13 protein-coding genes and 1 pseudogene are annotated in these 19,937 nt (G+C 40.7%); 6 read left to right on the top strand and 8 right to left on the bottom strand.

Annotated elements, in window-relative coordinates:
- The first annotated feature begins 163 nt into the window (after window positions 1-163).
- The gene (locus BJP37_RS22230) at window positions 164-904 is read left to right on the top strand and encodes a 5'-methylthioadenosine/S-adenosylhomocysteine nucleosidase family protein (protein ID WP_075902040.1); all 741 of its coding nucleotides are present in this window, start codon (window positions 164-166) and stop codon (window positions 902-904) included.
- A 329-nt stretch (window positions 905-1,233) separates the two neighbouring features.
- The gene (locus BJP37_RS22225; protein WP_075902038.1) at window positions 1,234-1,440 is read left to right on the top strand and encodes a hypothetical protein; all 207 of its coding nucleotides are present in this window, start codon (window positions 1,234-1,236) and stop codon (window positions 1,438-1,440) included.
- Window positions 1,441-1,727: 287 nt separating this feature from the next.
- On the opposite strand, the gene BJP37_RS22220 is transcribed toward BJP37_RS22225, so the two are convergent.
- Window positions 1,728-2,708, bottom strand: coding sequence for an NAD(P)-dependent alcohol dehydrogenase (locus tag BJP37_RS22220; protein ID WP_075902036.1), 981 nt, complete (start codon window positions 2,706-2,708; stop codon window positions 1,728-1,730).
- 315 nt (window positions 2,709-3,023) lie between these two features.
- Between BJP37_RS22220 and BJP37_RS22215 the strand changes: the two genes are divergently transcribed.
- The 4 genes from BJP37_RS22215 (at window position 3,024) to BJP37_RS22195 (ending at window position 10,840) form a co-directional block, all read left to right on the top strand.
- Window positions 3,024-6,044 (top strand): hypothetical protein, encoded by a 3,021-nt coding sequence (locus BJP37_RS22215; protein ID WP_075906348.1) that lies wholly within the window; start codon window positions 3,024-3,026, stop codon window positions 6,042-6,044.
- A 197-nt stretch (window positions 6,045-6,241) separates the two neighbouring features.
- A complete protein-coding gene (locus BJP37_RS22210) occupies window positions 6,242-9,952 on the top strand; it encodes a helicase-related protein (RefSeq protein WP_075902034.1) in 3,711 nt (1,236 codons plus the stop codon).
- Between the two features lie 265 nt (window positions 9,953-10,217).
- The gene (locus tag BJP37_RS22200; RefSeq protein ID WP_075902032.1) at window positions 10,218-10,442 is read left to right on the top strand and encodes an AbrB/MazE/SpoVT family DNA-binding domain-containing protein; all 225 of its coding nucleotides are present in this window, start codon (window positions 10,218-10,220) and stop codon (window positions 10,440-10,442) included.
- The gene (locus BJP37_RS22195; protein WP_075902030.1) at window positions 10,439-10,840 is read left to right on the top strand and encodes a type II toxin-antitoxin system death-on-curing family toxin; all 402 of its coding nucleotides are present in this window, start codon (window positions 10,439-10,441) and stop codon (window positions 10,838-10,840) included. The genes BJP37_RS22200 and BJP37_RS22195 overlap by 4 nt, the downstream gene beginning before the upstream one ends.
- Before the next feature lie 286 nt (window positions 10,841-11,126).
- On the opposite strand, the gene BJP37_RS42785 is transcribed toward BJP37_RS22195, so the two are convergent.
- From BJP37_RS42785 to BJP37_RS22150, 7 genes and pseudogenes are all read right to left on the bottom strand, one after another.
- Window positions 11,127-12,959 carry an NACHT domain-containing protein gene (locus BJP37_RS42785; protein WP_229415406.1) on the bottom strand — a complete coding sequence of 611 codons (1,833 nt, stop codon included), beginning with the start codon at window positions 12,957-12,959 and terminating at the stop codon, window positions 11,127-11,129.
- Window positions 12,902-14,104, bottom strand: a complete 1,203-nt coding sequence (locus BJP37_RS42780) for an NACHT domain-containing protein (RefSeq protein ID WP_229415405.1) — start codon at window positions 14,102-14,104, stop codon at window positions 12,902-12,904. Before BJP37_RS42780 ends, BJP37_RS42785 begins: the two co-directional genes overlap by 58 nt.
- Before the next feature lie 478 nt (window positions 14,105-14,582).
- The gene (locus tag BJP37_RS22180; protein WP_075902026.1) at window positions 14,583-15,689 is read right to left on the bottom strand and encodes an alkene reductase; all 1,107 of its coding nucleotides are present in this window, start codon (window positions 15,687-15,689) and stop codon (window positions 14,583-14,585) included.
- A 38-nt stretch (window positions 15,690-15,727) separates the two neighbouring features.
- Entirely contained in the window at window positions 15,728-16,780 is a 1,053-nt protein-coding gene (locus BJP37_RS22175) for an LLM class flavin-dependent oxidoreductase (protein ID WP_075902024.1), read from the bottom strand.
- A gap of 29 nt (window positions 16,781-16,809) precedes the next feature.
- Entirely contained in the window at window positions 16,810-17,721 is a 912-nt protein-coding gene (locus BJP37_RS22170; protein WP_075902022.1) for a chorismate transformation FkbO/Hyg5 family protein, read from the bottom strand.
- A 448-nt stretch (window positions 17,722-18,169) separates the two neighbouring features.
- Window positions 18,170-18,730, bottom strand: a pseudogene (locus tag BJP37_RS22160) (Uma2 family endonuclease).
- 294 nt (window positions 18,731-19,024) lie between these two features.
- Window positions 19,025-19,507, bottom strand: a complete 483-nt coding sequence (locus BJP37_RS22150) for a hypothetical protein (protein ID WP_075902016.1) — start codon at window positions 19,505-19,507, stop codon at window positions 19,025-19,027.
- Between the last annotated feature and the right edge of the window lie 430 nt (window positions 19,508-19,937).

Genomic DNA, 19,937 nt, shown 5'->3' with positions numbered 1-19,937 from the left:
GGCTATAGAGTTTGCACTGTGTACGTTATAAGCTTTATGTCCCCCTGTCAGGTTACAGACAAGATTAAATACTCAACATCAATACTCTTTTACGTTACCAGAAATACAGGAAATTGATGAACAAAAATGTAAAGATATAAAAAGGGAAATTGATGTAGTTATTATGACTGTAACTGATGTAGAAAAAGGTTCAGTATTAGAACTTTTAAAACCTTATCCTCGAAGAAAAAAAGTTTTACAGGTATTTTGTGAATCAGAAATCTATTATCTTGGTAAATTTGGTGCTTTTAAGACTGTTGTTAGTAAATGTCGCATGGGCTCAATGGGACAAAATTCTGCTATTTTAGCAACAGAACAAGCTTTGAGAAAGTGGAATCCTAGAGCAATTCTTATGGTTGGTATTGCTTTTGGTAAAGATGGGCAAAAACAGAATATAGGTGATGTATTAGTTGCTTCACAAATTATTTCTTATGAACCACAAAGAGTCGGAGAAAATGAAGAAATAATTTATCGAGGTAGTCATCCTCCAAGTAATACAACCTTACTGAATCGTTTTGAAAATGTTCATGATTGGAAGTTTAAAGGCATTGATGATGTACCTTGTAAAATTAGACATGGAGCGATTCTTTCAGGAGAAAAATTAGTTGATGAACCAGAGTTTAAAGCAAAATTATTTAAGCAGTTTCCTCAAGCTATTGGAGGAGAAATGGAAGGGACTGGGCTTAGCTCTGCTTGTATGCGTGTGAGTAAACCATGGATTTTGGTTAAGTCTATTTGTGATTGGGCTGATGGAAAAAAACACAGCAAATATCAACCTTTAGCTGCTAGAGCTTCTGCTTCTCTTGTCCATCATGTTTTGAAGCAAAAAACTGTACTTAATGGTATTAATCAACGAAGCTATTAATGGAACTAAATTGAATAGTATCAGAGTAGAGTAAAGATGACTATAAATAACTAAGCCTTCAAAAAACGATCGCATTTTTTTTATACCACCTCTAACTAGATCAGAATATCACCAAAACCCCAAAAAGTTCTCATATCTCTTGACCCTATTCCCTGTTACCTACTCCCTACAAAATTGTTACAAATATTTTCAAAATATGTTACAATAAAAGATTATTTGTGCTATTATAAAAGAGTGGTTGGTAAAACATCCGCGTCAATAGCTAGCCCGGAAAACATCCAAATCTGCGGGCTAGCTTTGACTCCCCTATGAAAGGAGATACTTTTATTATGACTTATTCTGAACGCCTTCATCCATGGGTGATTATGCGGCTATTACCCAAGATGCAGCGAGTAGTTGTTGGTCGCTTCCGCAATCGCTCTGATGCCGAGGGTCATTTAAAGGCTCTGAAACTGCTGATGCCGGATGCTAAATTTGTGATTGTTTTTGATGTCGGTAATCCGATGGATGAGGAATCGTTGGATGAAGAATCCTAGGGTTTTACTTTGGTAAGGGATAGCATAGGGAATAGGGAACAGGGAATAGGGAATAGGGAATAAAATCTGTGTACCTCATAAGTAGGGAAAACACTATATTAATCAACTTAACTAGTTGAAAAATTTAGCTAATCAGCTATCAGCTATCAGCCAATTCGATAAAATCTCGAACTATTAAATTCTCCCATTTCAGATTTATTTTAAGCATTAGGCTGACCGCTGACAGCTGACGGCTGAATGCTTACTCCCTACTCCCGATTCCCGATTCCCGATTCCCGATTCCCTACTCAATTATCTTCCAACGTTATTACAACTTTACCTCTCCCGTGTCCTTGTTCAAGATATCTGATAGCTTCAGGCACCTCACTTAAGCTGTATCGTCTATCGATAACAGGTGCTATTTTGCCAGTTTCAAGAAGCTCTTTGATAAACACCAAATCCTTCTTGTTTGGTTCCATAAACAGGGACACGATTTTATTACTTCCGGTCATGGAAATCCATGAGCCTAGGAACATAAGTTGGAAAAGTTGAGCTGTGGAACCTCCGAGAAAGACATAAATTCCGTTGGGAGTTAATATATTCTTGTAATCCAAAATGGAACGATAGGCCGCAGCATCAAGAATTAGGTCATAATGCTGACCATTTTTGGTGACATCTTCTTGAGTGTAATCAATGACATAGTCTGCACCAATGGAGCGCACCATGTCTAAATTCCTGGTGCTGCACACGCCAGTCACTTCGGCCCCGAAGGATTTGGCAATCTGGACGGCAAAGGTACCGACACCACCAGAGGCACCGTTAATCAAAACCTTTTGCCCTGGCTGAATCTGCCCTTGGTCCCGAAGACCTTGCAGGGCGGTGAGTGCTGCTGCCGGTACTGCTGCCACTTCCTCGAAGGTTATATTGGCGGGTTTCAAGACTAATGCACTTTCCCTGGCACATACATACTCGGCAAAACCCCCGAAACCACCCTCGGATAGGTTCCCGAATACTTCATCACCTGGCTGAAACTGCTCTACGTTTTTGCCAACCGCTTCAACCCGCCCTGCTATGTCTGCTCCCAGTATCTGGTTTTTTGGTGTTAGAAGCCCAAAGCCCATTACGCGGATCATGAAGGGTTCTCCTCTGAGTAAATGCCAGTCACCTGCATTGGCGGATGCGGTATGAATTTTTACTAATACTTCATCCTCCTTAGGGATGGGTTTTTCTATTTCTTTGAGCTGAAGAACATCGGGTGATCCGTATTTTGTGTATAGAATTGCTTTCATAGGTATTTTGGTTAATCGTGATGTCACAGGCTAGAAGCCTGTGCCACAAAGTTGATAGAATTTTACCTAGACTTTCAATTCCATACAATCTCGAACTATTAAATTATCCCATTCCAGATCTATTTTAAGGATTAGGCTGACCGCTGACAGCTGTTCGCGTAGCGTGAGCTAAAGGCTCACGGCTGAATGCTTACTCCCGATTCCCGATTCCCGATTCCCGATTCCCGATTCCCGATTCCCTACTCCGTAATCTCCCCATTAACACCGGCCATCTTTAGGTAGTAGTTTAAATAGATGGGTTTTGGAATAAACAACATGGTAAACGTTTTAAGACCAGATGACAATGATTTGGTTAAGGTTGATTACAGCGACTTACTGAATAAGATTTTGAACGTACTACGGTCTGAGCAGACTAAAAATCCCTTTAGGCTCGCAAGCGATCGCAAACAGTTAGTCATGGATATTGATAGTATCGCCACTCAGGTGGCTGCTTTGTCAGTGCATAATCCTTTGGGGGGGTCTGCTAATTATGTTCGTAGTGCTACGGTGAATTTTAGTCCTGGTTTTTTCGACAACTTTCCTCATCAAGTTGATCAAATTAGAACTCGCTTACAAGAATTACTGGAGTCTGTGCTGCTTGAGCTGCCAGACAATCGGTCTATTGATCAGTTTGTTTCTAATTTAGTTACTAGTTTAACAGATTTCCAAGGAAAAACGCCAAAATTAGATTTTACTTATCCTTTTGGTAACTATCCTGGTTTACGAAAGCAACGGTTAAGTGTAAATAAAACTGCTGATCACAGTAGGGATTTGCTAAAATTTCACAAGATCGCGATTACGGTGCTAAATAGTGCTGAGTTTAACAGTCAACTCAGAAATGGATTGATCAATTATATTAATCTTGAGTTTGCTGGGGTTAGTGAAAGCGACCGCGAAGAGCTCTATGATATTGTTGATGATCTAGAAAATAACCCTCAATCGGATTTCTACCGACTGAAGCACATTGCGGATACGGAAACTCTTGGCCAACTTAAGAAACAAGCCCAGATTCATTATTTAGAGATTATTAAAGAGGCAATTAATACTAGTACTAGTCCTGGTAATGCTAAAGCTGCTATCTATCTAGAGGATTTGATTCGCCGACTTAAGCTGATTAATCACTACATCAATGATATCAATAATGCAGATGGGCATTACTTGGTAAATTATGCTGGGGCATCGCTTAACTACAGAGACGTTTTTTCGAGGGCAGATGCCTTTAATCGGTTGCCAATTATTCCAATCATAGAGGGATTATTGGGAGAAAGTACCGATGAAGATTGGGGAGAATTACAGTTTATTTTTGGACTTAAGCTCAAGTTGGATGGTAAGGTTCATGCTCATGGTAGTAAACGGGTTTTTGAGTATTCGCTTAATCTGATTAATCCCGATAGTCAGGAGCATCAAGAGTTACTGAAAGATGTTTCGAGGCGAGAAGCTTTTGCTAAAAAAGTTTTGACTATCGTGTTTTTGTACTACTTTGTGTTTGCTGGTAATAACCCGTCTGATCCCGGCTATACTCCTGAGTCTGACCTAGAGTACGATCCTATTACAGCCTTTGAGGAAAAGGTTTTGCCCAGGCTACGAGGATCCGATGAGGGCGAGAAGCAGAAACGGTTTCGAGGAATGATCGCAGGGTTTGAGAAGTATGAGGTTCAGTCTAAAATTGATCAGCTAAAGGACTGTTTGACCAATACTCTGAAATACAAGAGTAGGTTGCCAAGGGGAAAGAATAATATCCATATTTCGGTTAAAAAAGGCATTTTAGAAAACGATATTAGTAATATTCAGACTAGGCAGACTTTGTTTAAGGAGGTTTTGGGAGGCAATCCCAAAAACGTTCTGAAGTATCTATCGATTCGAGAGCCCAATGTTGGCGGAGATTCGGTTTGTAGTCTTGAAGCTAATATCAGAATTAGTGATATTCGCTATTGTGCTGAGGATGAGCAGCAATCCTTCAGTATGGAGTATGATGACATCACTGGGATTAAAGCGCTCCCTATACTCTTGATACCAAGAGACAATAGGGCTACAGATATATACAAGAAGTATTTTAAGCAGCATAAGTTAGTGCTGTTTCCCTATAAAATAGACAAGAATAATCCTTTAGACTCCCAAGGGGCTTTTGTTTATCGGTTTACTTTTGCTTTGCTGGCTTATATCTGTTTGAGACTGCTGTTGCAGGAGCAAAAGCGTTTATTTATTCCGATTTTACGATTGCATCTGAGTAATAAGGAGGATGAGGCTCCCATCGAAAAATTTTTGCTATCGTTGTGTATGGTATTGTCTCATTTACTGAATCAGGAACATCGGTCGAATACTCAAGGAATTGATATCAGGGATTTAAGTTCTTATAAAATTCCTAATGTGATGACCTCTCTCTACTCGGTATTGCCAAAAACCTTTCGTTTCAACAATTCCTTATACTATCCCCAGTTGGACAAGTTAGCGATTATTGTAGTTTCCAGTCGGGAAAGTGATGGCAAATGGGGTAGTCGGCACAAACGATCAAATTTGATGGGAGAAGTGGTGGGAGTAATCCGTCGAAATGATGGTGCGGTCAGGTTACAGTTACTGACCACTTTCTCTGGCAATTATGACCACCAACGATTGTTTCAGGAACCAACAGTTGTAATTGATCAAGTTACCAAGCTTTATGATAAAAACGGATACAAACATTTTATCTATGTGGCTAAGGCTCCCTATACCAGTACCTTACATATGACTCAGTCTCAGGATGATGATGGATTATTCTTTATGTCCAAGGATGTTATCCGTGCTTTAAAAGGGGAGCATAAGGATATCAAAATCTATCCGATGTTTTTTGATAAGTACTATGTGGTGAAGCTAAAAAAAATTGGGGCAAGTTCGTTGTATATTCAGGATACGGAGCAGTTGACGACATTAGTGGAAGACGAAAGTAAGCAATCGGTAGTGTTTTTTAATCTTTTTAATGGCATTGAGGTGCCAGGGGAGCAGCGCAATTATAATGGAGTGATTTCTTATGCTACGTTGTTGAATATCTATAAGGGGATACTGGATGATCAAGATATTCGCAATGGTTTGATGTATGATACTCCTCTGAAACAAGACATAGTCCAGTATTTGAGTCTGTTTCACTTTTGGCGATACCAGAAGGCTAGAGAGATTAGCTTTAAGTTAGACCCTTATGAAAATCTGATTGGGGATTATTCCGTTGGGGCTTTGTCGTTGTTTAATCATATTAAAGGTAATGGTAAGTTTAATTGCTTGGCGTTTTTAACTGAAGTTAGAAATATATTAAATCGTTCGAGCTAGGGAACAGGGAACAGGGAACAGGGAACAGGGAGCATTCAGCTATCAGCCATCAGCTATCAGCCATTGGCCTGTGGCCACGCTACTTAACTAACAAGTAAGCATTTAGCGTAGTTATGAGGTAAATTCAATTTTATACTCCCTACTCTCTACTCCCTACTCCCTACTCCCTACTCCCTATTCCCTACTCCTTTTAAAAAATGACTAAAATAGCAGAAGATTTAGGTCGCATCTTTGAAGTTGGATTTAATATTGGCATTCTAGCTGACATTGAGGAAAAGAAGATTAAGCACAATTTTGGGAACTTATATGATCACGATTTGCAGCAACTGAGGTTTCGGAATATGCTCCAGCGGATTGTGGATAAGCTGATCAGTCCTTTGGAAAGAGAGATGGCTGAAAAATGGAGTACGTTTTTCCTTCAGAAAGGCTTCTTATCTGGTTTAAATTTCTTTCGGGACTATCTCAAGGCTATCGGTTGGAGTGATAAACATAAGCGGCGTCATCTGGAAATTGTCTATTACCAGTGCTGTTTCTGTGATGATAATAGTATCGGTACCTATTGTAAAGGAGATGACCAATGGTATAGGGAGGTATTGTCTCAATTTGATCAGGAGTTAGGTACTAAAACCGTAGGTTCTAGGAATAATGTGGCTCAGGTTAATAATTTTACTGTTAACAATGTGAACAGTTACATTAGGGAGTGTTCTAAGAAAGGGGAGTTTCTGAAAGCCGATACTCTGATGCTGCTAAGTTATCGCGGTACAGAGTTTCGGGTGCTTTGTGTAGATTTGTCGGTGTTTTCCATTAAGACAGATGCGGATATTCAAAACTTAAATTATGTAGAGATTCTCCGGCATGGATTAATTCGCGATATTAACTATTTGAAATCTAAAAGTGTTTTTTCTAATCTCCGCTTAGATACGAAAAACTTGGATTTTAAGTTCTCTAAAGAGCTGAAGAGTTATTTTACAGCATTTAAGGTCAGAGATAAGGAAAGTACAAAGTTAATCCAGGCGGGTAGTTATGCTCATAGCTTTAATCAATTCCTGAGAGAGATTGGTATTTTATCAAATCAAACATCAGTAGTATGTAATGTAGTGGGCTATAGCGATCGCGGAATTAGTGCGATGTCTGTAAACCAGACGAATCGAGAGGTTTTGGAAACCTGTCACGAGATCTATAAACATGATTCTAGTCCTAAAGAGATTAAGGATGCCCGTCAGCAAGTGTTAAAGCAAATCCAACGGAATGCTTATCGCAGTTTTCAGGATGGTAAGCAGTTTGTGGCTAAGTTGTTAGCAATTCAACCAGATACTATAACCACAGTAAATCATCAAGAGCACATCGAGGGGTTTGTTAATTCTATTGCTCAGGTGCCACGGAAGCAGATGGAGCAACTGGAATTAAGTAAACCGATGAATTTGCGGGATGGTCATGGGGAATTGATTACAAAGGCGCTGGTTTCTGACCAGACCTATCTGTTTTTAACAGGGAATCCGGGCATTGGGAAGACCACTGCGATCGCCAAATTTCTAAAGGCTCATGTTGACGAGGGATTTTTGTTTTTCTATGTCAGTCCTAGGAAACAAGTCAATCTTGACATTATCGAGAAGTTTAAAGACTCAGCTACCGGAGAGTTGTGCGATAATCGGCTAATCGCTATCAACACTAATGCTAATTTAATTGCCGACAACTCTGGACGCTACACTGTCCAATACCTCTGGAATGAGTGTCAAGGAAATTTTAAAAGCAAAGATGTTGATTTTTTCGATAGTAGAACAATTCAACCATGGGGAAGGCGCTCGAATAAGCTGAAGCGATTAACGGATCAGGAAATTCAAGACCGTGGCAAAAAGACTAAAGGAGTTTTAAGTAGTATTTGTGAAGCCATCTATTGCCTTGTGGATGAGGAGACTTCTAATAGTATTGTTGCTACTGTCTCTATCCAGTCTTTGAAAGCCACTCAGACCGGTAACACCTTACAGCATTTTGATAAAATTTTCAGAAACGCTTACAACGAACGGGAAGGGTTAGTTATTCCTGCTAAGATGCGGGCTATCTCTAGCAGAATCAAGCATTTATTTATCATGATCGATGAGATCACTGGGGATGATGGCGGAGTGGAGTTTTTAAATGGTATTCACGCTATACTAGCTAAGTATAAATTGATCGATGCTGGCCATGGTTTTAACACTAAGATAATTGTAGCAGATGCCTCGATTGTTGATCCAGGGGTAATTGACCAACATTTATCTGACATTTCATCGGAACCGGATAAGATTTACTTCCGGAGTGTGGGAAATTCGGAAAATTCTGGTTTGGGGTTACCCCTTTCACGGCAACGGTTTAAATTTAAAGGTTTAGACGCAACGGTTATCAATGCTAATTCCTACCCAGCTAGCAATTTAGATATCACTTACAAGGTTTTAGTAGAATCTTGTCGATTTAGTCAAGAAGCTAATTTAAAGCAACAGGATATTTTAGGAAAATCTATTCAAGCCAGGATTTTCAAAGATATCCAGGCATTAATGAATCGGTCCGATGTTGACCAAATCCTGGTCTATATCCAGGATAAACGCAGATTATCCCAACTAATTGAGAGCATTATAAAGGAGCTAGGGGAGTTTACCAAGTATCAGGATTATCTGGAAATCCATGCTAATATATCTGAATTGGAAAAGAAGCAAATCCAGCAGTATAAGAATCAGGTAAAAGTTGTGTTTATGACCGCTTCCGGGAGTCGAGGTTTATCTTTTCCCAAGGCTAAGCATATCCTGGTGGAAATCCCTCGGTTCCAGATTGAGCATAATCTGATGGAAGTGATTCAAGTAATTTACAGAGGTCGTGGTCAGTATGAAGACGATGGAGTAGTTAAGACTCTAGACAATCAAGATAAAGAACTTATTTTCTATTTAGCTGAGCGTTCTGTTTATTATGATGCTGAGGATGACCAGCAACAGCAGTTGTTTATCAAGGAAAGTGTGCTGAGTCTGTTGAATATTCTCTTACTGTTGAAAGGGTCGATCATGACTCGCATCCAGGGCTATGGACAGATTGGTCGGGACAATTTCTTGATAATTCCCATCGGAGGTAAGTCGATTTCAGCCGTAGGGAATAGGTTTAGTGCTCAGATTGCTAATCTGATCCGTGAGCTGAAGAATGAATATAAGCGGAAACCACGACATACTCCTTTAGAGCAAGTGTCTACTAGACTACAGCAGTTACTGGATCAAGCGGAGTTTTTAGTTAAGGATACCACAAAATATAATTATCTTTCTTTGGTAGAGTCTTTTAATAAGCAATTTAATCCCTTGGTTAACCATGGGTTGGATCAATTACTAAAATTAGGCGCTATTGAAACAGGTTACATTAGTGGTGCCTTGCTGGTAGTACCGATTGCTAATGGATTACAGGAAACCTATCAGATAAACTTGGGAAAACTAGTGAGATATGTTACCGATGATCTGTTGGAAACTATGGGTAAAATGAGTACCAGTAAATCTTATCCAGAAAACCTGCGTTCTGGGCTCAATGATGGCATCGAGTTACTGGAAACCCTTGGGAATTCAGCGCCTAAAACCCAATGGTTTGAGCAGAAATCTCAAGGATTTGACCAATATTATGCTTTGCCGTTATTTACCTTTATTGCTGGGGAGGCTTTGAAGAAATATTTTGCCTCTAAACCGGAAGAACCGGAAGATGCTGGATTTCGGAAGATTCTGAGTAGTTATATTCGCCAATTTTACCCTGTTGATACTGTTTTACCCATTGGTCAGGAGTATCAAGATTTTCCGTTTATTGTATTTAACAGCTATTCCCTAGAGCAACTCAGGACAAAGATGTTTACGGATAAGTATTTGTTGACATCTAATGATTTGAATGTTTTGAATTTGATTTTGTCTCGGTGATAGGGAGTAGGGAATCGGGAGTAGGGAGTAGGGAGTAGGGAGTAGGGAGTAGGGAGTAGGGAGTAGGGAGTAGGAAGTAGGGAGTAGGGAGTAGGGAGTAGGGAGTAGGGAGTAGGGAGTAGGGGAAAGAGTTTCCGGCGGGGGCGTGGGAAGTGTGGGAAGTGTGGGGAGAAAGAATAGGGAATATTATATAGCGGTTTTCAGAGTAATGATATATATAATAAATAATATAGGATTTTTACCGACTCCCGACTCCCTTTACACTATGTACAAGCTCACAATTAATAAGATTGGTGATTCCCTAGGCATAACCTTACCTAAAGAGATCCTACAACAGCTGAATGTTGCTGAAGGCGATACTGTATTTATCACAGAAACCGCTGATGGTGTTGAAATCACCACGAAGGACCCTGAGTTTGAAAAGGTAATGGCAGCTTATCAGAAAGTCAGCAAAAAATATGAAAATGCGTTGAGGGAGCTGGCTAAGTGAGGGAACCGCTGTGGATATCGGAAGCTATAGCCAGAGCTATTCATGCTGATCAAATTGCACAACATGGGGGAAGTCCAGGAATTCGGGACGAAAATCTGCTATCGGCTAGTTTAGCCAGACCTAGACATCTATTTGTATATGGTCAACCAACCTTATTTGATTTAGCAGCAGCCTATGGATATGGTTTGGCAAAAAACCATCCCTTTATAGATGGCAATAAAAGGGTCGCTTTCGCAGTGATGGCAACTTTCCTTGAAGTAAATGGATATTCTCTAGATGTCCCAGAAATGGATGTTGTGGTAATGATGGAAAGGTTAGCAACAAACCAAGAAAGCCAAAATGCGATCGCTAAGTGGTTAGAAGCAAATGTCGGTACTTCATTTGATGATCCATACTAATCAAATACCTATGCTAAACTGAATTTAATGTAACCTAAAATGACGCTCCCAAAGTTTTTGACGTTGGGAGTCTTTTACTGTCTGTTAACCATAACTATTACTTTCTGTTAACCATAACTGTGGTATATATAGGCTTTACATTTGAAATGTAAACGGAGAAGGTCTTTTTTTAGTTTACCACAAAACTCTAGAGCTCTTGCCCCTCTTGCCTTTTGCCTCTTGCTTCTTGCCTTTTTCGACAATCTATGAGTTTACAACTCGTTTGGAAACCCTCTATACTTGATTACTATGACAAGCTCGATAATCTGGCCAATTCCTCCTGAACAAACTTCCGCAGTTTAGGATCGGAGTCATGGTCTGCTCTATCCTGCAATAAGGATCGGGTTTGGGAATGGTTAGGATAATATTCGAGGATGGCCTTAAGGGCTGCTTGTCGAGGATTGTCATACCAGCTTTCCTTACGCTCAAAGGGGTCATTGAGAGTGCGATGCTCTGAAAGAGCCGCTACGCGAACGCATAAAAATTCCCATAACCAAGGCTGATTGGCCGTAGGCCACGCTACGCGATCTTGCCAACCTTGAGCTAACTGTTCAATTGCTGTAGCTCGCACCCTCCAATGTTTATCAGAGCGAGCCGATTGTTGAAGTAGGGCTAAGGTATCTCGGTGGTCTTGGTAACCTTGAGCTAACTGTACAATTGCTGTACGTCGCACACCCGAATGTTTATCAGAGCGAGCCGATTGTTGAAGTAGGGCTAAGGTATCTCGGTGGTTTTTGTAACCTTGAGCTAACTGTTCAATTGCTGTACGTCGCACCGACCAATCTTTATCAAAGCGAGCCGATTGTTGAAGTATGGCTAATGTATCTGGGTGGTCTTGGTAACCTTGACCTAACTGTACAATTGCTTCACGTCGCACCCTCCAATTTTTATCAGAGCGAGCCGATTGTTGAAGTATGGCTAATGTATCTGGATGGTCTTGCCAATGGGTGGCTACTGCTACAAAAGCTTTAGTGCGAATATAACGGACTAAGTCTGCCTCATCTCCATATGGTTCATAATCATAATTTAGATCATAATTAGTTAAGTCTTTGAAGCGATTCAGTAATTCAGTATCCGTTGATTTTATCTCATAGCGATTCCTAACCTCAGACAAACAATCCCCTGCAAAAAATAGATTACTAAACTCATACCTTCTTCCATCTTGTGCCATCAAATACTCAATAATCTCTCCAGCTTTCTTGGAATCAATCATGCCCACAATCAACCTCAGCACTTCACGCCAAGATTCATCCCACCAGTGTTTACCAAATACCTGGGTTTGTAACTGTTCTAGGTCAATCTCCTGTTTTTTCTCAAATTTCCTGACAAATTCCCAAGCACAGAAATATTCCAAAAATGTCCGATGCACAAAGGCGTAATAATTTGCTCCCATGAAACACAAGATAAAATTGCGGGTGCGCAACTGATTAATCATTACCTTAGCAACCGCTCTGGGATTAGTAACCTCCCGTAATTTCAGCTCATCGAATATAATCCGTTCTAAATCTTCTGCACTAATCAGATTTCCGGCTAATCCTGCTTGATTGCCCTGCAGAAAATATGCTACTTTCGCTAGCATCTGTTGCTTATCTTGATAATCAATTGTCTTTGGATCAAGACGATTATCTTCTAGTAATGCTCGTTCCACATCCCATTGATGGAGCAGTAATCGAGAGGATTGGTTATAGAGTTCAGAGCGGTCACGAGGCAACTCTTGATTGCGATTCAGGATTGCCATCATGGTTAGTAATAGGGGATTTTGCGCCAGTTGTCGAATTGGGGAAGATGTCTTGATTCCTTTTTGTAAGCGCTCCCGTTTCCTAACTTTATCGGCTTGATCAGTAAAGGTTAAATCATGCCAGTGTTCGATAAAGGTTTGAATTTGTTCCGAGTCCAAGTCTTGGAGCATAACATGACGAAATTCAGCATCCCGTAGCCGTTGAGATTTATAACCAATTACCCGAGATGTCACAATTACTCTTACCTTGGGATAGGTATTGGTAAAGCGATGAATATCCGTAATTACATCCTCTCGTTTACCTGGCTCAAACACTTCATCCAAGCCATGGCCGTTGGCCACGCTACGCGAACAAACATCACTAAGGCATTACCAGCTTTTAACTGGTCATGAAGGTGATGTTGATTGAGATGACAGATGGAGCCACTGCTTTGATGACAGAATTCCAAAAAATTATTACACTGTCCACTATCGCGATTCCGGATATAGGTGCGTAATTCAATCAGTAAGGGAATTGGTAGAGAAACAGCAGTATTGAGATCTGTTCTTGCCCACTCCAATGCTAAATACTGCAGCAAGGTCGATTTACCAGAGCCTGGGTCTCCTAAAACCACCAAATAGCGATAGCCTTGAGAGTCTTTTATCACATCCAATACGGATTTCATTGGCTGTTGATAATAACGCTCTTTAGCTCGTTGCAACTTCTTTTGGTCAATTTCCTGTTCTAGTTGACCACTTTCTAGCAGTTTTTGATAATAATCTTTAGGAAGTTCATGAATCGCCTCTGGCATCAGGTCATGAACCTCTCGCACATTTTGGGGGATAAATATCGTCCAGAGTTTTAGTTGATTATAGGCAGAGCCATCGGTATCTAAACTATCTAATTTGACATTCCCATAGCTCTCTAGGATTGCTTCTTGATATTCCCTTAAGTTAAAATTTGGGATAATTCCTGCTGTAGCGTTAGTGTTTTTTGCGATCGCATCCAAGGTTTGGGAATCCCAGATAGGCCGTAACTTATCCGATTGCTTGATGATAGTTTGTACTTGCTTGAGATACTGTTTACCAATATACTTCCAACGAAATTCTTCCGGTAATGGTAATAACTTCAGCTCAACCCAAGTCTTGGCTAATGTATCGGTATCTATTCCTTGACAGTCATACTTAAACGCACTGCCCAGGATAGCTTTAATGGATTGGTTATTAATATACTGCTTGAGGGGTTTAGTATATTGTTTTACGTCTTGCTTAGATAGGTCAGCAATTTTTAATTCCTTTTCCACTAAAGCTACAAAGGCTTTTAAAGCTTTAACCAAGAGTTTTTTCTGGGTATCTTGATCCGATAGTCCGGTATACTCTTTGATAGACTCTTTGAAAAAATCTTTAGTGTAGTCTTCTAGAGCGTCTTTGGCCAACGGACCAATTACTTCCTTGGCGAGATAGCCACCGGCATTAAAAATTCCCCAAACTGCTAACCCTTCCAGCATGTTATTGGTAGTTGTTTTTTGGTTTATCTATTATTATAGAGCAAGTCTCATAGCTAGGAGGTACACAATTTCTGTTAGGGATCAGGGAACAGGGAACAGGGAACAGGGAACAGGCAACAGCCTGCCCCGTAATGAACCACTGTTCGGTCAAAAACTTGTAAACCCTAAAGGCATTTAGGGTTTACATTTCAGGCTAGATCGCACGTAAGCATTCAGCCGTCAGCCGTGAGCTTTTAGCTCACGCTACGCGAACAGCCGTCAGCTAAAAGCTCAAGCTACTTGAGGTGATTAAAATAAACCTAGAACGAGAAAATTAATAGTTCCAGATTAATGAGAATTGAAAGTCTGGGGAAAAGTCCATAACTCGTGGTACAGGCTTCGAGCCTGGGATGCATTAGCTGATAGCTGTTCGCGTAGCGTGCGCGTAGCGCTTAAGCTGATAGCTGAATGCTTACGATCGCACTTAGTAACAGCATCGCTATTTTTCCCTATTATAACTAGGAAAGTCAGTATAACCTTCTTTACCTGGAGAATACCAAACTTTAACATCTGGAATAGGATTAAGGGGCCAATTATTAGCAAAGCGATCAACCAAATCTGGATTACTCAGAATAGGTCTTCCGAAAGCAATTAAATCTGCCAAACCTTCTTGAATTGCAGCTTCGGCTGTTTCTTGAGTATAGCCGCAATTACCAATAATTGGACCATCAAAAACGTTTTTAAACTCAGCCAAAGTCATCGGTTCTCCTAATTCATGAAATCCAAAAGCCAATCCATCTAATATATGGATATAAGCTAACCCATAACTGTTTAACTCTTTAGCTACATAAAGAAATGTTTCACGATAATCCACAGATACCAGATCATTAAATAAACCATTAGGAGACAAACGAACCCCCACTCTATTGACTGGAAAAACAGTTATTACAGCTTCGATTACTTCTTTGAGTAAACGATATCTATTTTCAATACTACCACCATAGTTATCTGTTCTTTGGTTGGTTTTAGATTGCAGGAAAGAGTCCAGTAAATAACCATTAGCTGAATGAATCTCTACCCCATCAAAACCTGCCTGTTTTGCATTTTCAGCCGCTTTTTTATACTCTTCTACTATTTGGGGTATTTCTTCAGTTTCCAGGGCTCGTGGGGTTTCGTGAGGCTGTTTTCCCTGAGGGGTATGAATATATTCTTCGTTAATTTTAATGGCTGAAGGAGCAACAGCTAGCTTACCATCATGGAAACTACTATGAGAAGCCCTACCACAGTGCCAAAGCTGCAAAAATAATGGCGTATTCTTAGAGTGTACACTACTAACAACTTTTTTCCACCCTTCAGTTTGTTCGAGAGTATAAATACCAGGAGCATTTACCCAACCGTTAGCTTGAGGGGAAATAAAAGTACCTTCAGTGATAATTAGACCTACTCCAGTTCTTTGAGTATAATATTCCACCATTAAATCATTGGGAATACCCAGATTAACTGCTCTACCTCTAGTTAAAGGAGGCATTACTACTCTGTTTTTTAAAGATAAATCACCTAATTCAAAAGGGCTTATTAGTTTGGACAAAGATAGTGGAGCTGTCATTTATTGTACCCTTCAATTTAAATTGAATCAAATCCATTTTAACAAAAATAGGGCATCACTGCTTTAGCAAAAAGCCTCATCGAAGCGGCAGCATTTTCTATGGAAATGGTGTTAAAGTTAACCTGCATAGAGGCCAAGTCAAAGCCCCCAACTTGTTCATAGTAGCTACGGATAGTATATTGCAATTGTTCAGGTGTACCAATCCAAGCAGCTCCCTTCTCTACCTGAGATTCAAAGGTTTCCTGCTTTAGTCCAGCAATGATTTTGTCGTAGCTATGATAGTCTGCCGAATGGGTATCCATTAACCAATCAGAAGCCGCTTCTACCAAAGATTTCAAATAGTTGTTCAATGGTTGACGAGCAATTGCGATCGCTTTCTTTGCTGTTGGGGCACAGAACATGTGAAAAGCCAACATTACCCGACCCTGGCCTGGATGACCAGCTGACTTCCAGGCATCTCGATATAGCTTAAGTAACTCAGCCATTTTCCCACCTGCCAAAGGAATTGCCATGATTCCATAACCCTTGTGACCAGCAGCCACAAACGATGCGGGGGTGGCCAGAGCAGCTACCCAGAAAGGAGGACGGGGAGTTTGAGTAGGACGGGGCAAAGACGTAACGTTCTCAAAGCGATGAAACTGACCCTCCATGGTCACATTTTCTTGTTCGAGCAGGCAACGTACCTGTTCCATCCCTTCCTCAAAGCGGCTGCGGCTCTCGTTCAAATCAATCCCAAATCGGGCAAATTCATGGGGAAGAAATCCACGGGCAAAGCCAACTTCCAGACGTCCGTTGGAAATGCCATCGAGCATACCAATTTCGCCAGCTAATTTGAGTGGATTGTTAAAGACAGGCAAAACCGCTCCAGTGATCAGGCGAGCGTTTCGAGTTCGTTGGGATGCAGCAGTCAGAAAAACGATGGGATTAGGGCTGTATCCGCCATATCGGTGGAAGTAGTGTTCCACAATCCTAATACTAGTATAACCGAGTTGATCACACAGACTGACCAGATCAAGAGCTTCGTTAAAATACTGGACTCCTGACTTCTGTTGAGGGCTAACATCGGGAAAAAACTGTAAACCAAATTCCATTATTTTTAGGGTTTAAAACTAAAAATGAGCTACTTTTCAGTGATGGTGGCTTCAATTTCAATGTCCAGATCTGCCCGACAAATATTTGAATGCAAATAGATCAGCCGATCAGAAACCGCGAAATTGTTCTTAACCATCTGTTGAACCACTGGCAAATCAGAAGGATCGCGGAGGTAAATGGTGAAGGCGCGATCGCAAAGCATTGGGTCTGGGAGTCCACGGTTAAAGCCCATACCTTCAAACACCAGCCCCATGTTATCAAGGGTGATATCAAACTGTTTGCCAATATCCCCTTTGCCCACAGACTGATGGCCTTTGATGCTAGCTGTTCCTGACAGGTAGCCAATCCGCTTACCATTGAGTGTAATCACAGTTCCTCTAGCAAAGCTAGGTGAACGTGGCCCATATTGAGACGGGTAGTAGTAGGCTGAAACTTGTTCGGAATTTTCCACATTCCTGATGTTTTCCTTCACCGCAATGAAATAGATTCCATAGATGTCATCAGCAATTCCCACGCCAGTTCCTGCTGGTAATTTTATCCGAAAGTCTGCCCCATAAAACGTTTCAAACGCTAGGGATCTACCCTGACAAAAAGATTTATAGTTCTCCAGACCTCCCGTCTTATCGTTAATGTAGGGAACATAGTTCCAAATTCTACATAAATTCCAGCCTCGGGTCAATTCCAGCAAACTCAGGTAGACCTTATATATAGGCTCGGCTAGGGGATAGGTTATTGGTTGTGCCAAAGCACCTATCAACTGTGAGTCGGTTTCCAGCAAATGAAAACCTTGCTGGCTGTAAACTTTTCCGAATTGGCTAGGATAATGAATTGTTGATTGTCCTCCGAGGATGGGAATCTTGAGGTACAAATCAATTTTATCTCTGCTTAAACTACAGAATGTTTTCTCTTGTCCAAACCAAATATTCAATGTATTTTCCATAGATCATTTTTTGCACAGGATTGGTAAAGATAATAATGTATTTTCCATAGATCATTTTTTGCACAGGATTGGTAAAGATAATTAGGACTACCCAGCCAACGGAGTTATTAACCGTAATTAAACTGATGTCAGCTTTTGATTGATCAGGATAAACGGCTTTGAAGAGTCTTGCTGTGTAGCTCCTGATTATGGCTTCAGGGCCTATAGCAATTTTCAATCATTTGTAAAATAATCAAAATATGTAATCCTTGCCCAGCAAGGATTACAGCGATAGCTTTAGCCAATATCTTTCACAAATTATTTAGTATTGCTATACTATCAAATCCAGTTATTACAGACAGTAAAAAATCGTTGTATTACTATGACTATAAGGTGGTTTTATCCTAATCCTAATCCTGTTTTTGCTTTCCGGATTTGGTATAACTGATCACGCTAACCAAATTCAGTTTTAAAATTCCAAGCTAAACCCCGGTAACACCTCATCTCCTGTTAACACTACAGGCATTGCTACTACTTCCACAGGTTGGTTGGCCAAATAAATTTCCACCAGTTTATCCTGGGGATTAATCAACCAACCCAAACGCAATCCACTGGCTAAATATTCTTGCATTTTCTCCTGTAGCGGCTTTAATCGATCTGTCCGTGAGCGCAACTCAATCACAAAATCGGGGCAAATCGGTGGAAACCCTTCTCTTTCTGTTTGACTCAGTGCTTGCCATCGTTCCAGGGCTACCCAAGCTACATCGGGAGAGCGATCGCCACCACCTGGTAAACTAAACACAGTCTGAGAACTAAAGACAACCCCCAACCGAGTCTGACGATTTTAGATAATTAAATCACCAATCAGATTCGCCTCAATCCTTCCACTTTCTCCGCCTAAAGGAGTCATAATAATTAAATTACCGTGGGGTGAACGTTCAAGCTGTAAATCAGGATTCGCCTTACATAAGCGATAAAACTGCTCTCTGGTCAGAGTGGTAATGGGGTCTAGATTTAATACTGTGGTCATCCCAATTATCCTAAATATTCAAAAAACCAGCGATTCTATGGTCTTTCGACCCGCCATAGGCTCGTTCACGAGGTTCAGAGGCTCACCGTTGAGGTTCAGAGGCTCACCGTTGAGGTTCAAAGGCTCACCGTTGAGGTTCAGAGGCTCACCGTTGAGGTCCAGAGGCTCAACGTTGAGGTCCAGAGGCTCACCGTTGAGGTTCAGAGGCTCACCGTTGAGGTTCAGAGGCTCAACGTTGAGGTCCAGAGGCTCACCGTTGAGGTTCAGAGGCTCAACAGCAAGCCTTTTTGGACACTAAGCCTGATCAGAATTGGCAATAGCCGACTTATTACGATTAACTTTTTTAAAGCGTTGCCCTAAACTCTCAGCAATGGTTTTTAGACCGGGAGTCCTTTTCGCAGCCGTCTTGATGTAATCATAGACTTGTAGACCGCTGTTCATAGCCTCAGAGTTGACTGCCATTAAGGTATCATCCACCTTTTCAGTTAACTGTCGCAGTTGGAATAAGACATCGGTCAGAGTCACAGCGAGCTGATAGTCCCGTACAAACTCGTCTAGGTCAAAGCTAGCAGGTAGAATCTTGGGGTTAGATTGGGCAGCAGTGAGGCTATTATTCACAAAGGATAGACTTTTTGAACCCATTTTAAACATGTTGCGTCGTTCCTCAGCCGTTAGATTAACTAAGAAAGGCAGCTTTTCTTCAATCGTTTGTAGGGCGGTTTTGATTTCTTGGATATCTCTTTCGGAGAGAGTACCGGTAATATTTTGATAAGGCATTGTACAATTCCTGTAATTCTCTGAATGAATAATGACAATGAAGCGTCATGCCAGACCTATGCTTTTGCCATCTATTCTTAGAATTCCCAGTAAATTATGGAATCTATATACTACTATGAAAAATTAAATATCAATTTGGTGATGAAGGGTACTTCAAGTAAGTTTAGCATTTTTTTTGATCACAAGCAACCGGTTTTTAATGGTCTGGCTGCTTAAGTCATGACTAATTTAGTCTAGTATTTATAATAAAATTTATCCTAGTATTTATCTGTTTATAAAGTAAATTTTAAGACAGCGATTAGTCATTCACTATTGGTGGGTTACGGCGGACAGCTCTATTCAACGGTGAGGGTTTACAGTACTCACCGCCTAACCCACCCTACTGGAGTGACCACTCTTAAAAAGTGCATTATACAGAAAAATCTTGATC

It is taken from the genome of Moorena bouillonii PNG (genome assembly GCF_001942495.1).
Classification (GTDB): Bacteria; Cyanobacteriota; Cyanobacteriia; order Cyanobacteriales; family Coleofasciculaceae; genus Moorena; species Moorena bouillonii.
The sequence above is the reverse complement of the archived record's forward strand: the minus strand, read 5'-3'. Positions and strand labels throughout refer to the sequence as shown.